A 13,330-nucleotide genomic window follows, 5' to 3' on the forward strand; every position below is an offset into this window, starting at 1 on the left:
GCTCAGCTCCTTCTCATCGCGGCCGGCTGCCCGGTTCGCCAAGCTCGGCGGAGATCTCCGCGAGGGCTTCGAGGCGGCGTTCCAGGCTGGGGTGGGTGGAGAACAGGTTGGCCACCGCGGTTCCGGGGCCCAGGGCGGGGGTGAAGAAGAACGCGTTGAACGCCTGGGCGGTACGCAGGTCCTGGGTGGGGATACGGGCGATGTCGCCGCTGACCTTGGTGAGGGCCGAGGCCAGCGCGGAGGGCTTCGCGGTGAGCATGGCTCCGGCGCGGTCGGCGGACAGTTCGCGGTAGCGCGAGAGCGCGCGGATGAGCAGGAAACTGAGCGCGTACACGAGCGCCGAGACCGCCATGACCGCGACGAGTGCGACGGCGGTGTTCTGGTCGCGGTTGCGTCCGCCGAACAGCTGGGAGTAGAAGGCGAAGCGGACGACGAGGCCGGCGATCACGCCCAGGAACGAGGCGACGGTGATCACCGCCACGTCACGGTGCGCGACATGGGAGAGCTCGTGGGCGAGGACGCCTTCGAGTTCCTCGGTCGTCAGGCGGCGCTGCAGTCCGGTCGTGACGCAGACGACGGCGTGGTCGGCGTTGCGGCCGGTGGCGAACGCGTTGGGCAGGTCCATGTCGGAGATGGCCACCTGGGGTTTCGGCATGTCGGCGGTGGCGCACAGCCGGTCGATGACGCCGTGCAGTTGGGGTTGTTCCTCGGCTGTGACGAGTCGGCCGCGCATCGCGTAGAGGGCGATCCGGTCCGAGTACCAGTACTGCGCGGCCAGCAGCCCGGCGGCGATGACGACCACCAGGACGACGGACTTGAGCAGCACGATCAGTGCGGCAATGAATGCCACGTACACCAGCCCGAGCAGGAACATGGTGACCGCCATGCGGGCGGTCAGCTGCCGGTCGGGCTCGAAGCGGCTGCGCATTGCGTCCTCACCCCGGGATCAGGCCCTCGTCGGACAGCAGGTCCCGCACCTGGGCGAGGCTGGTGTCGGCTTCGGGCAGCACCAGGTCGGACGGCGTGATCCGCTCGTCCGGCAGTGGCGTGCCCGGGCTGCGTACCCCGTCCAGCAGGGCCGACAGAGCGGTGGTGAACGCCGCCTCATCGCCCGCGTCGGCGGCCGGCTGCAGGGCGGTATCCAGCTCGTCGAGCAGGTTCAGGTGCTCGTCGGTGACTTCGTACTGGACCTCGCCGAGAATCCGCATGATCATGATGTCGCCTCCTGGTCCGGCAGGGTCTTCGGGGGTTCAGGGCCTTCCACCGCCGCTGGGGCGGAGGCGGCCGGGAGCTGTGCCTTCATGCGGGCCAGTTCGAGCTCCACGTCCTGGCCCGCGCTCACGCGCTCGAGCTCGGCCTGGATGTCGTCCCGCCCGGCAGGCAGCGTGGCGTCCTCCAGCGCCCCGGAGGCGATCAGCTCGTCGAGCGCTCCGGCGCGGGCCTGCATCTGCTCGGCCTTGTCCTGGGCGCGCTGCATGGCCAGGCCCACATCGCCCATTTCCTCGCCGATACCGGTGACGGCCTCGGTGATCCGGGTCTGGGCCTCGGCCGCCGTGTAGGTGGCCTTGATCGTCTCCTTGCGGGTACGGAACGAGTCGACCTTCGCTTGCAGGCGCTGTGCGGCCAGGGTCAGTTTCTCTTCCTGTGCCGGCAACGACGCCTGCTGATCCTTCAGATCCGTGACCTGCGAGGCCACGGCCGTCCGACGGGTGAGCGCCTCACGCGCCAGGTCGTCACGACCGGCCGCGAGCGCCTTCTGCGCCTGGGACTGCAGCTTGCCCGTGGACTGCCGCAACTGGTTCACCTGCAGCTCCACGCGCTTGCGGCTGGTCGCCACATCGGCCCCGCCGCGCCGTACCTTCTGCAGCATCTGAAGCTGCTGCTCGTAGGAGTAGTCCAGAACCTCACGCGGGTCCTCGGACCGGTCCAGTGCCTTGTTGGCCTTGATCCGGAACAGGGCGGCGATACGCCAAGTGATGCTCGTCATGACAACCGCCTTCCTCTCGCCTCTCGGACTCCGGGTGATGCGGGAGGCACCGGCCGGGCTGTTCGCGGGCATGTACGCGACGGTCCGCCGCCGCAGGGCCACAGCCCCGACCATGGTTCTTCCATTGTCCGGGCGAATTCCCGACCCGGCAGGTCAACCCGCTCCGGGCCAGTGCGTGCCTCGGGCCGGTCACGGCATCCCCCCTGCCGCAGCCGCGCCCTCAGAGGCGCGGCCGGCACGCAGAGTGTCGGCGAAGGCGTGGACGAGGGCTGCGGCGATGCAGTCGGCACCCCACAGGCCCCAGGCACCGGCGGGTGCGTCGGTGGCGAGCAGGGCGGGAAGGGGCAGTACCCCAGCGATCAGGAGAGCGGGGGAAGTGCGGCGGATGCCGCGGTCCAGCCCTCGGGCGTCGTGCCTGCCGCGCCGGGCGAGGAGCACCCCACCGGCGGCGGTGGTCAGGACCTGGAGCCCGAGAAGCAGCCAGACCAGGAGGCCGACCGTGTCCATCTCGGTCACCTCCGGACGGGGCGGCCTGGTCGGCGGTGGCGCTCTGCCTGGGCGACCACGGCAGGCACCACCGTTGTTCCGGCGAGGGCACCGTCTACGATCACGGCCCGCATGGCCGCAGGGATCCCGGTCATCGGCTCCTCCCTGTGTGGGAGTGGGGGGTGCCGGCCGTGCGCGGTGGCTGCCGCTGCTGCCCGGATGCGGCGTGGGGACCCGGCCGGAGCGTGGTGCTGCGACCAGGACGGTGGCGTGGCACGAACGCCGGGGTGCGGGCGGCGTAGGCATCCCACTGCTCGCCGAATTCCCTGGCGACCTCGCGTTCCTCGCTGCGGGCCAGGCGTACGTACACGTACACCAGGACCGGGAACATGATCAGGGTCGGGATGGTGGGCCACTGCAGCAGGAACCCGATCATGATGAGCAGGAACCCGTCGTACTGCGGGTGGCGCACCCACGCGTACGGCCCGGCGGTGGCGAGCTCGTCGTGCTGGGCGGCCTCGTGCAGGCGCTTCCAGGCGGCGGCGATCAGCCAGAACCCTGTACCGATGGCGACATAGCTGGCCAGGTGGAAGGGACTCAGATGCGGGTCGCCCTGCCAGTTGATCAGGTCGTTCCACAGGTGGCCGCCGGCGTGGGTGTCCTTCAGCAGCGGGAACTGGGAGCCGAGCCAGCTGCCCAGCAGGTAGATGGTCAGCGGGGTGCCGTACATCTCGGTGAACAGGGCGACCAGGAAGGCACTGTAGGCGCCCATCGCCCGCCAGTCCCGTTTGCTCTTGGGGTGGAAGAAGCCGGCGGCGAACACCACGAAGAGGATGGTGTTGAGGACCACGAGCGGCCACAGGCCGTATGCGGCGTCAGCCATGACGTCCTCCCACGGCGTTGGTCGTTCCGGTGGTGGTGCGGCGCTGTCCGTGGGCGAGGGCGCTCATGCGGCGCTGGTGGGTGGCCGCGTCGACACGGTGGTGAAGGCGCAGGCCCACAAGCCACCGTTCCGCCTCCTCCAGTGCGGCGCGCCGTCCGCGCAGGCGGGTCAGCGGTGGACGACGAGGCTCGTCTGGGGTGATCAGGCGGGCGATGTCGTAGATGATGCCCGCCAGGATCAAGGCCCCAGCCAACGCTGCGATCACAGCGGCCATGGCACTTCCCCCTGGCCCGCCCGGGCCGGTCAGGGCCGCCCCGGCCCGGTGTGGTGGTCGTGCTTGCGCAGCAGGTCCTCGTCCCGGTCGTTGCGGTGCTCATCGTGACCGCCGTGCATGCCCTGGCCGTGCATGCTCTTCATCATGAAGAACATCATCAGCGGGCAGGCGGCGACGAGAGCGAGCCACACCAGGCTCTCCAATGACGCGCCGACGATCAGGGCGCCGACGACGACGATCGCTGCGGCGAGCGCGTACATGCCGTAGTTGCGCTTGTCGTTCATCACGAGCCTCCTTCAGGGGAGGGCCGAGGCCGCGACGGGCTGCGGCCGGTGTTCAGGATTTGGTGAGAGGGCCGGCATGCAGCGCGTCCAGGCGACGCCGGTACTCCTCCTCGTCGATCTCCCCGCGGGCGAACCGCTCACCGAGGATCTGCTGCGGTGTGGGTGCGGCGGGGGTGTGAGGGGTGTGGGTGTGTTCGTGGGGCCGGTTGACGGCGCGGAAACCCAGCACGAGGGCTGTGACGACCAGTGCCCAGAACGCGACCATGCCGATCGACATCCCGAACCAGCCCCACCCGCTCATGTCGTGGGCGTACCAGAACATCATCGCCACTCACCTGCTTCGGGTTATCGGCGACCGGGCGCTGGATGGGCTCCCGGGGACTTCTTGCCTTCACGTCCATCATCCTTCTGCCTGGTGAGGCTGTCTGGGGCCGGACGGCCCAGGACCGGCGGGCCGTTCAGCCCCTACCCGGCAGGGGTACGCGAGCGCAGGCTGGACAGTGACCCGCCAAGGGAGGCGAGAGGCCCATGGGTGCCGTCGATGTCGTTGTGGTCATGTCCTCGGCCGTGCTGGTCGCTGCGCTCGGCTGGTACTTCTTCGGGCCGCGCCGGGCTGGCGCCGCCCTGTTGGAAGGCGGCGTCCAGCGGGTGGAGGTGACGGTACGGGGCGGCTACAGCCCCGACGTGATCAAGGTGCGCCAGGGTACGCCGGTGGAGTTGGTCTTCGACCGGCAGGAGGCCGGCGAGTGCACCTCCCGTGTGGTCTTCCCCGACCTGAAGGTCGGCGCGGGCCTGCCCGCCCACACCCGCACGACCGTGCGGCTGAGCCCGGACCGGCCGGGTTCCTTCGGCTTCGCCTGCGGCATGAACATGATCCACGGCACGCTGCTCGTCGAACCCGCGGAAGGCCCCGCGCCGCCCGCCACGGACGGTCACGGTGCCACAGCCGCCGCTGCTCCTGCGGTCGGCGGGCCGCCCTCGACGGGCGAGGAACGGACGGCGGCCGAGGCGGAGGCCGCGGACGCCGCCGAGCGGCAGGCGGAGATCAATGACCTCACCCTCAGGGTGCTGACGGGAGCGGTGCTCACCGCTCCGGTGCTCTTCGCCGTGATGGCGCACGAACTCTTCGGCGCGGACTGGGTGCCCGGCTGGATGCTGAACCACTGGCTGCAGCTGGCCCTGATCACGCCGGTGATGTTCTACACGGGGTGGCCGATCCACATGACGGGCTGGCTGACCCTGCGCCACCGCGCCGCCGACATGAACTCCCTGATCACGCTGGGTACGAGTGCTGCCTACGGCTACAGCCTGTTGGTCACCCTCGCCCCCGGCCTGCTGCCCGAGGACGTACGGGAGGTCTACTTCGAGGCCGTGGGCGTCATCCTGACCCTGATCCTGCTCGGCCGGCTGCTGGAGGCCCGTGCGAAGGCCGGCACCGGCGAGGCCATCCGTGCCCTGCTGGGACTGCAGGCCCGCACCGCACGCGTGGTGCGGGACGGCGCCGAGTCCGAGATACCCGTCGAGGACGTCGTGGTCGGGGACGAGATCGTCATCCGGCCGGGAGAGAAGATCCCCGTCGACTCCGACGTTCTCTCGGGTGGTTCGGCGGTGGACGAGTCGATGGTCACCGGCGAGCCGATGCCGGTCACCAAGCATGCCGGGGACACCGTCATCGGCGCCACCGTCAACGGCACAGGGTCCCTACGGGTACGGGCGGCCAAGGTCGGCTCCGACACGATGCTTGCCCAGATCATCCGCCTGGTGCAGCAGGCCCAGGCGTCCAAGGCCCCCATCCAGCGGCTCGCCGACGCCGTATCGGCGTACTTCGTGCCCGTGGTCATCGCCATCGCGGTCGGCACCTTCGCGGTCTGGTTCACCCTCGGGCCGTCGCCGGCGCTGACCCTGGCGCTGGTGTCGGCGGTGGCGGTGCTGATCATCGCCTGCCCGTGCGCGCTCGGACTCGCCACGCCGCTGTCGGTCATGGTCGGTACCGGCAAGGGCGCCCAGGCCGGCATCCTGATCCGCTCCGCCGAGGCCCTGGAAACCGCCCACAAGCTGGACACCGTGGTCCTGGACAAGACCGGCACCGTCACCGAGGGCAAGCCCGTCCTGACCGACGTCCGTGCTGCCGACGGCTTCGACGAGACGGAACTGCTGCAACTGGTGGCCGCGGCCGAGAGCGACAGTGAACACCCACTCGCGCGGGCCATCGTCGCCGGCGTCCGCGACCGTCGTCTGCACCTGCCCGTGGCGACCGGATTCGACTCGGTCACCGGCAAGGGCGTCCAGGCCACCGTCGACGGGCGTGCCGTCCTGGTCGGCACCGCCCGTCTCCTCGGCGACGTGGGTATCGACACCACGGCTTTGTCCCCGGTCGCGGCCGACCTGTCGGCCGAGGGCAAGACGCCCGTGCTCGCGGCCGTCGGCGGACGCCCCGCAGGGGTCCTCGCCGTCGCCGACACACTCAAGGACGACTCGGTCTCCGCCATCGCCGCCCTCAGGCGCCTCGGCATCGAGGTCGTCATCATCACCGGCGACAACGCTCGCACCGCCGCGGCGATCGCCGCGCAGGTGGGCGTGGAGCGGGTGCTGGCCGAGGTGCTGCCCGAGCACAAGGCCGACGAGGTCCGCCGTCTGCAGGGCGAAGGCCGCACCGTCGGCATGGTCGGCGACGGCATCAACGACGCGCCCGCCCTGGCCGCCGCCGACGTGGGCCTTGCCATCGGAACCGGCACCGACGTGGCCATCGAAGCCGCCGACATCACCTTGATCTCCGGCTCGCTGGGCGGCGTTGTCACCGCGATCCGCCTGTCGCGAGCCACCATGCGCAACATCCGGCAGAACCTGTTCTTCGCCCTGGTCTACAACGCCGTCGGTGTCCCCCTCGCCGCGGGCGCCCTCTACCCCCTGTGGGGCCTGCGTCTGAGTCCGATCATCGCTGCCTCGGCCATGGCGCTCAGCTCCCTGTCGGTCGTCACCAACGCCTCCCGGCTGCGCCGCCGGCACACCGAGCCGCTCCCCGAGGCCCAGCCCGCCCGTGTGCAGCCCCGTGTCGAGTCCGGCGACCCGGCCCAGGCCGGCGGCAGCATGGCCGTGGCCGGGCATGGGCACCACCACCCCGCCTCCCAAGGTGGGGGCACCGTGGTCGCGGACCCGGTGTGCGGCATGCAGGTGGACAGGACCAGCGCTGCCGAACACCGGAAGACCGAGCACGGCACGTACTACTTCTGCTCCGCTCACTGCGCGACCACGTTCGACGCCGACCCGGACCGCTGCACCGGCCCCTCGACCGGCAGCCCGCACGAGGGAGGTGAACCCCGATGACCACCGCTCCGATCGCCTCTCGCCAGGCCCATGAACAGCGGACGCAGGCACCCGGTTACGCCGACCACAAGGCCGACCACCTGGCCCGATTGAGCAAGATCGAAGGCCAGATACGCGGCATCTCCCGCATGGTCACCGGCGACCGCTACTGCATCGACGTCCTCACCCAGATCACAGCTGCCGGCCGAGCCCTCCAGGAAGTCGCCCTGGCTCTCCTCGACGACCACGTGCGCGGTTGCGTCACCGACGCCGCCCGCACCGGCCCGGCCCAGGCCGAGGAGAAGTTCGCGGAACTGAGCGACACCATGCGCCGCGCAGTGCGTCTGTAGCCGCTCTCGCGGTGGTGTCGGCGCCCTCCCCTCTCCAGTCGCCGAATTACCCCCGAGGGGTATATTGACGACGACGAGCCGTTTTCAGCACCAGCACGGACGGAAGCGATGACGACAGCCGACCACCGGCGAGGGCGCGCCGGAAGCGCCGCACTCCGGTGGACGCGTGCTGCCGTCATCGCGCTGTTGGCGGCGGTCGCCGTTCTCGTTCACCACGAGACGGCTGTGGCCGTCACGTCTGTGCCGCCCACAGTGGCCGGGGACACGAGCAGCCCCACGGGTATGCGCCACGCGGCCGCCATGTCCCCTGCCGTCCACCTGAACGGGCACGCCACGTCGCTGGATGCCACGGCCACGGCCGACGACCATGGGGCGTGCTCCGGCACGGTGGTGCAGCACTGCTCCGCCGCCGGTGTCGACAGCGTGCAGCTCGTGCCTCCTCACCACTCCTCCCTCAGCTGTGCTCCGGCCCTCCCTTCCGCCGCAGCCGTTGGCCGCGACGTCCCGGGAACGACGGGCCGGGCACCACCCGACCTTTCGGTTCTCTCTCGATTGCTGCTGTAGGCCGCGCCCTCGGCGGCGCACGTTCACGTATGCGCTCAGCCGATCCCGCACGCGACCGGACAGAAGCGACATCAAGAAGAGGACATCCCTGTGAACAGCATGAACCGCCGCTCCGTCCTGCTGGCCGGCCTCGGCGTCGCGGGCGCGGGCGCGCTCGCCGCCTGCAGCGGCTCCGGCAGCACACCTGCCCTGATCAACCCTTCCGGACCGGCCGTCGGCGCCGCCGACAAGAAGCGCACGAAGAGCGGCAGGACACACGAACTGACCCTGACGGCCACACAGGCCAAGGTCGACCTGGGCGCCGGACTCACGGCCGGCACCTGGGCCTTCAGCGGCCGGACCCCGGGCAAGGAACTGCGCGTCTCGGCCGGTGACACCCTCGCCGCCACGCTGTCCAACCAGCTGCCGAGCCAGACCGCCACCTCCATCCACTGGCATGGCATCGCCCTGCGCAACGACATGGACGGGGCACCGCCGGCCACCCAGACCGCCGTCCGAGCCGGCCGCAACTTCACCTACCGGTTCACCGCGGACGCTCCCGGCACCTACTTCTTCCACCCGCACGTCGGAGTCCAGCTCGACCGGGGCCTGTACGCGCCGTTGATCGTGGAGGACCCCAAGGAGCCACTGTCGTACGACGAGGAGTGGGTGGTCGTCCTCGACGACTGGCTCGACGGCGTCACCGGCACGCCGGACGACGTCTTCGCCGAGTTGAAGCAGGGCATGGGCGGGATGCACGCGGGCGAGGCTTCCGGCAGCTCGTCCAGCTCCTCCGGCCACGACCACATGGGCGGGATGGACATGGACAGCGGCACGGGCGCGACGAGCAGCTCACCGTCTCCGTCCCCCGGCGCAGGCATGTCGACGAAGTTCATGTTGATGGGCGCCCGGAGCCCACTGCTCGGGGGCGACGCCGGCGACGTGAAGTACCCCCACCATCTGATCAACGGACGCGTCCCGGCCGACCCCGAGGTCTTCCGCACCAAGCCCGGCAAGCGGGTCCGGCTGCGACTCATCAACGCCGGCGGCGACACCGCGTACCGCGTCGCCCTCGGCGGCCACAGGCTCACCCTCACCCACACCGACGGCTTCCCGATCCGGCACCAGCAGGTCGACGCCGTGCTGATCGGCATGGGCGAACGCTACGACGCCCTCGTCACCCTGGGCGATGGCGTGTTCCCCCTCGTCGCGCTGGCGGAGGGCAAGAACACCACGGGTATGGCGCTGGTCCGCACAAGCTCGGGCAGCGCGCCGAAGCCGACGACGCGCCCGAAGGAACTGGACGGCACCGTCATCACCGCGTCACGGCTGCGCGCGGCCGACGACGTACGGCTGCCCGCAAAGCCGGCGGATCAGGTCCACCGCATCGAGCTGACCGGCGGCATGATGACGTACAACTGGGCCATCAACGGCCAGCGGTTCGACATGGACAACCCGACCGCGAGCCCCATCACGGTCGAGCAAGGCCGGCGAGTACGGCTGGACTTCGTCAACACCACCACCATGTGGCACCCGATGCACCTCCACGGCCATACCTACCAACTCGGCACCGGCGGCCCGCGCAAGGACACCGCGATCGTCCTTCCGCGGAAGACATTGTCGGTGTTCTTCGATGCGGACAACCCGGGCCAGTGGATGCTGCACTGCCACAACGCCTACCACGGCGAAGCCGGAATGATGGCCCTGGTGGCCTACCAGAGCTGATCTTGCAGCAGTGCGGGTGGGGCAGCCCGCTCCCCGGTTCTCCTCGGCCGACGACGAGTCGGCCGAGGAGAGTACGCGCATCACACCGGATCGGCGAGATCCTCGGCATGGTCGTCGGCACCGCGCTGCGGCAGGGCAACCACCACGTCGGCCAGGGGCGGCGAGGTGCAGGATCCACCGTGCATCCCGGCATGGCTCAAGCTGTACGCGACGCCGGCACCCGGCAGCACCAGGTCCGGCCGTACGAGTCGCAGGGCTCGGTCGCCCGGCCCCGCCCCCGTTGCCTACGCGTCACGCCGGGCCTGGCCGGCCCGCATCCTGAGGACGCAGGCCGGCCAGGATCACCGTCGCGAGCCGCCGCACAGCAGCCTTCGACGGCAGGGTGCCGGCCCCGGCAAGTGCGTGCAGGCAGTAGCCGGCCAGTTCGTCCGGAGAGACGTCGTCCCGGACCTCGCCCGTCTGAACCGCTTCGGCCAGCAGTCCCCGGACGAAGTGCCGCAGATGCTGTTCGGCGTGCGCCACATGGTCACCCTGGTGCAGGACGGCGGCCAGCTCTCCCCCATGTCCGTGCCGCTGCTGCTGGATCAACGCGTAGCGCTCCAGCACCGCTTCGAGCCGCTCACCAGGGGTGCCGGGACGGTCCTTGAGTTCGGCGAGTTCGGCAAGGTGACCGGCGATCTGCCCCTCGTGCCACGCCGCCATGATCGACTCGACGTCCGGGAAGTACTTGTACAGCGTGGCCCGTCCGATGCCGCTCTCCTCGGCGATCCGCGACATCGTCACACCCCGCAGCCCCTGCTCTGCCACGAGCGTCGCCGTGGTCTCCAGAACCACGTTGCGCACGGCGCGCCGATGTTCCTCGATGGTCTCGTTCCACAGCCTCGGCACGCGCTCAGTGTACGCGGCGACGGTGACGATACATCACGCCTTGACGTAGACAGAGTGTCTCGATAAAGGTGGGCGCATGGAGGACACGTCCGAGGCCCGGCCTCATCCGACCGAGGGAGTCCGCATGACCCGCTCATCGACCGACGACGAGACAGCTCCCGGCGCCCCGCGCTGGGTGAAGATCTCCGGCCTCGTGGCGCTCGCCGTGGTCGCTCTGTTCCTCGTCCTGCACCTGACCGGCAGCGGCATGGGTCCCGGCATGCACGGCGGTCACTGATGGCCATGCCGCCCGCCCTGCGCAGGCTCGCACTCACCGCCCACGTGACGTCGTCGGTCGGCTGGCTCGGCTCGGTCGCTGTTTTCCTGGTCCTCGCCGTCGTCGGTCTGACCGACCAGGACACCCAGCGGGTCCGTGGGGCGTATCTCGCCATGGAGACGACCGGCTGGGATGTGATCGTCCCGCTGGCGTTCGCATCGTTGCTGACCGGCCTCGTCCAGTCGCTGGGCACGACGTGGGGACTTCTGCGCCACTACTGGGTCCTGGCGAAGCTCGCACTGACCGTGGCGGCAACGTTCCTTCTTCTGCTGCACATGCGGGTGGCCGAGCGCGTGGCGGACGCGGCAGCACGGACGAGCCTGTCGGGCGACGACCTCAACGGACTGAGGGTTCAGCTCGTGGCCGACGCCGCGGCTGCTGTGGCCGTCCTGCTCGCGACCACAGCGCTGTCGATATACAAGCCGCGCGGCGTCACCCGGCACGGATGGCGGGTGCAGCACGGGCAACGAGCGGAAAGCCGAGGGTGATGTGGGCGGAGCGCGCTGAGACCGAGCCCTCGATGTGGCGCCCATGCGTTCGTCCATGAGCACCTTCTCGGTACCCAGGTCCTCCCTCACGGTCCGGTGGGTGTGGCGGAGGCCGTGAGGAGGGGCACCGGCCGTGCCCCCGCGGCGTCTTCTTGGGGCACCAGCCGGAGACCGCCGGGGTGAAGAGCCAGGTCGCAAATCCGTTCCTGCGTCCATGGGCGGCATGCTGTTCGATGACGCGGTCGGGATGGTGGAGGACGGCCAACCGGGCGTTGCGCGGGACCACATGCGTGCGGGCGACGCGCAGGAGTGGGTCGGCCTCGCGGCCACCCTGAACGCTCGGTCCGTGAGGCGGCGGACCGTGTCGCCGATGGGGGCGCGTTCCGGCGTACCCGGCCGGCGGAGCGGTCGATGACGTGGAACCTCGTTCGTGGGCGCGCAGGTGCGCGCGGAGTTGGGCGGACAGGGCCAGGCCGGTCGGGCCGCCTCCCAGGGTGAGGGCTACCGGGGTGGTGTCGTCGGGTCGGTTCTCCAGGCCCTTGCCTGGGGGCCGAAGCCGTGTCGCGTCGCGTAACTCGCCATGCGGGTGTTGCGTGCCTGCGCCTCGGGGCCGTCGGGGAGGTGGTAGTCCTCGCCGGCCTGGGCCGAGTGGGCCTGGACGGTGGTTGCTGTGGCGAGGCGGCGGCTTACGTAGTGGTCGAGGGCGCTGGGGACGTCGGCCGGGGTCGCGTCCTTGAGGGTGTCGGCCAGGACGGCCGCGTCCATGATCGCTTGGGCCGCGCCCTGCGCCTGGAACGGGACCATCGCGTGGGCGCTGTCGCCCAGGAGGGTCACCCGGCCGATGTTCCAGCGGTCGAGCGGGGTGCGGGTGTGGATGCCGTAGCGGCCCATCCGGCCGGCGCGTTCGAGGAGGTGGAGGACTCGGCGGTCCCAGCCTTCGAACGCGTCCAGTTGTTCTCCGGGCTCCGCCCGGGCCGTCCAGGACTCCGGTGCCGCCTCCGCCTTGACGACGGCCACCACGTTGAGGAGTTCCCGGCGGCGCACCCAGTAGTGCACGAAGTGGCGGTCCGGGCCGAGCCAGATGGCGAAGTCGGGGAGGCCCTCCAGGTCGGCCACGTCGGCGGCGGGGAGCAGGGCGCGGTACGCCGCCGTGCCCGAGAAGACCGCCTCGTCGGCGCCGAACAGCCACCGGCGGGCCGGCGATCGTACGCCGTCCGCGGCCACCACCAGATCCGCGCTCAGGCGTTCGCCGGTCGCCGTCATGACGTACGCCGACCCGTCGTCCTGGTCGATCGCCACGGCGGTGCTGCCCAGGCGTACGGACCGGGCGGGGACCGCGGTCGCGAGGGCCTGGTGCAGGTCGGCCCGGTGGACCTGGAGGTAGGGTGCGCCGAACTCGGCCTCCGCCTCGCGGCCCAGCAGGTAGCGGGCGATCTCCGAGCCGTCGGACCAGGTGCGGAAGCTCCAGTGGGAGGGGCGGGCCGCTTGGGCGGCGACCGCGTCGAGCAGGTCCAGGTGGCGGAGGACCCGGGTGGCGTTGGGCGCGAGTTGGATGCCGGCGCCGATCTCGGCGAAGCGGGGCGCGCGCTCGATGACTGTGACCTCGCATCCGGCGCGGCGCAGGCTCACCGCCGCGGTCAGTCCTCCGATGCCGGCACCGACGACGATCGTGTGTATGCGGTGCCCGGCCCGGTCGGGTCGGCGGGCTCGCCGCCATGCGGTGTGGCCCTCCTCCCTCCGTACGCCCCCGCCCGGCCCGCGGGCGTCCGTGTTGCCGTCCGCTCCTGCGTCAGCCATCCCCCG

At 70.8% G+C, this 13,330-nt stretch carries 15 protein-coding genes and 1 pseudogene; 5 read left to right on the forward strand and 11 right to left on the reverse strand.

The window, feature by feature from the left end:
• Positions 1-13 precede the first annotated feature (13 nt).
• From htpX to ACZ43N_RS15870, 8 genes are all read right to left on the reverse strand, one after another.
• Complete coding sequence (htpX, locus tag ACZ43N_RS15835; RefSeq protein WP_468097945.1) at positions 14-928, reverse strand: zinc metalloprotease HtpX; 915 nt, start codon at positions 926-928, stop codon at positions 14-16.
• A gap of 7 nt (positions 929-935) precedes the next feature.
• Positions 936-1,214 carry a PspA-associated protein PspAA gene (pspAA, locus tag ACZ43N_RS15840; protein WP_468097946.1) on the reverse strand — a complete coding sequence of 93 codons (279 nt, stop codon included), beginning with the start codon at positions 1,212-1,214 and terminating at the stop codon, positions 936-938.
• Positions 1,211-1,987: a PspA/IM30 family protein gene (locus tag ACZ43N_RS15845; protein ID WP_468097947.1), complete on the reverse strand. Its 777-nt coding sequence runs from the start codon at positions 1,985-1,987 to the stop codon at positions 1,211-1,213. Before ACZ43N_RS15845 ends, pspAA begins: the two co-directional genes overlap by 4 nt.
• A gap of 189 nt (positions 1,988-2,176) precedes the next feature.
• Positions 2,177-2,494 (reverse strand): hypothetical protein, encoded by a 318-nt coding sequence (locus ACZ43N_RS15850; RefSeq protein ID WP_468097948.1) that lies wholly within the window; start codon positions 2,492-2,494, stop codon positions 2,177-2,179.
• Positions 2,495-2,624: 130 nt separating this feature from the next.
• Positions 2,625-3,356, reverse strand: coding sequence for a methyltransferase family protein (locus ACZ43N_RS15855; protein ID WP_468097949.1), 732 nt, complete (start codon positions 3,354-3,356; stop codon positions 2,625-2,627).
• On the reverse strand, positions 3,349-3,630 hold the full coding sequence (locus tag ACZ43N_RS15860; protein WP_468097950.1) for a hypothetical protein: 282 nt from the start codon (positions 3,628-3,630) through the stop codon (positions 3,349-3,351). Before ACZ43N_RS15860 ends, ACZ43N_RS15855 begins: the two co-directional genes overlap by 8 nt.
• Positions 3,631-3,659: 29 nt before the next feature.
• A complete protein-coding gene (locus tag ACZ43N_RS15865) occupies positions 3,660-3,914 on the reverse strand; it encodes a DUF2933 domain-containing protein (RefSeq protein WP_468097951.1) in 255 nt (84 codons plus the stop codon).
• Between the two features lie 52 nt (positions 3,915-3,966).
• On the reverse strand, positions 3,967-4,239 hold the full coding sequence (locus ACZ43N_RS15870) for an SHOCT domain-containing protein (RefSeq protein WP_468097953.1): 273 nt from the start codon (positions 4,237-4,239) through the stop codon (positions 3,967-3,969).
• 203 nt (positions 4,240-4,442) lie between these two features.
• Here ACZ43N_RS15870 and ACZ43N_RS15875 point away from each other — a divergent pair, with 203 nt between their 5' ends.
• The 3 genes from ACZ43N_RS15875 to ACZ43N_RS15885 all read left to right on the forward strand — a co-directional run bounded on the left by ACZ43N_RS15875 (position 4,443) and on the right by ACZ43N_RS15885 (position 9,835).
• Positions 4,443-7,238: a heavy metal translocating P-type ATPase gene (locus ACZ43N_RS15875; RefSeq protein ID WP_468097954.1), complete on the forward strand. Its 2,796-nt coding sequence runs from the start codon at positions 4,443-4,445 to the stop codon at positions 7,236-7,238.
• A complete protein-coding gene (locus tag ACZ43N_RS15880; protein ID WP_468097955.1) occupies positions 7,235-7,567 on the forward strand; it encodes a metal-sensitive transcriptional regulator in 333 nt (110 codons plus the stop codon). The genes ACZ43N_RS15875 and ACZ43N_RS15880 overlap by 4 nt, the downstream gene beginning before the upstream one ends.
• A 654-nt stretch (positions 7,568-8,221) precedes the next feature.
• On the forward strand, positions 8,222-9,835 hold the full coding sequence (locus ACZ43N_RS15885; protein ID WP_468097956.1) for a multicopper oxidase family protein: 1,614 nt from the start codon (positions 8,222-8,224) through the stop codon (positions 9,833-9,835).
• Positions 9,836-10,126: 291 nt separating this feature from the next.
• Here ACZ43N_RS15885 and ACZ43N_RS15890 read toward each other — a convergent pair whose 3' ends face one another.
• Positions 10,127-10,723: a TetR/AcrR family transcriptional regulator gene (locus tag ACZ43N_RS15890; protein ID WP_468097957.1), complete on the reverse strand. Its 597-nt coding sequence runs from the start codon at positions 10,721-10,723 to the stop codon at positions 10,127-10,129.
• A 124-nt stretch (positions 10,724-10,847) separates the two neighbouring features.
• Between ACZ43N_RS15890 and ACZ43N_RS15895 the strand changes: the two genes are divergently transcribed.
• Positions 10,848-11,000, forward strand: a complete 153-nt coding sequence (locus ACZ43N_RS15895; RefSeq protein WP_468097959.1) for a hypothetical protein — start codon at positions 10,848-10,850, stop codon at positions 10,998-11,000.
• Positions 11,000-11,527, forward strand: a complete 528-nt coding sequence (locus ACZ43N_RS15900; protein ID WP_468097960.1) for a hypothetical protein — start codon at positions 11,000-11,002, stop codon at positions 11,525-11,527. The genes ACZ43N_RS15895 and ACZ43N_RS15900 overlap by 1 nt, the downstream gene beginning before the upstream one ends.
• On the opposite strand, the pseudogene ACZ43N_RS15905 reads toward ACZ43N_RS15900, so the two are convergent.
• Both ACZ43N_RS15905 and ACZ43N_RS15910 read right to left on the reverse strand, forming a co-directional pair.
• Positions 11,517-11,873 (reverse strand): annotated as a pseudogene (locus ACZ43N_RS15905) (LacI family transcriptional regulator); the annotation flags it as partial. The gene ACZ43N_RS15900 and the pseudogene ACZ43N_RS15905 sit on opposite strands and share 11 nt — an antisense overlap.
• 155 nt (positions 11,874-12,028) lie before the next feature.
• Positions 12,029-13,324: an FAD-dependent monooxygenase gene (locus ACZ43N_RS15910; protein WP_468097962.1), complete on the reverse strand. Its 1,296-nt coding sequence runs from the start codon at positions 13,322-13,324 to the stop codon at positions 12,029-12,031.
• Between the last annotated feature and the right edge of the window lie 6 nt (positions 13,325-13,330).

The organism is Streptomyces sp. NPDC030814, from assembly GCF_055572155.1.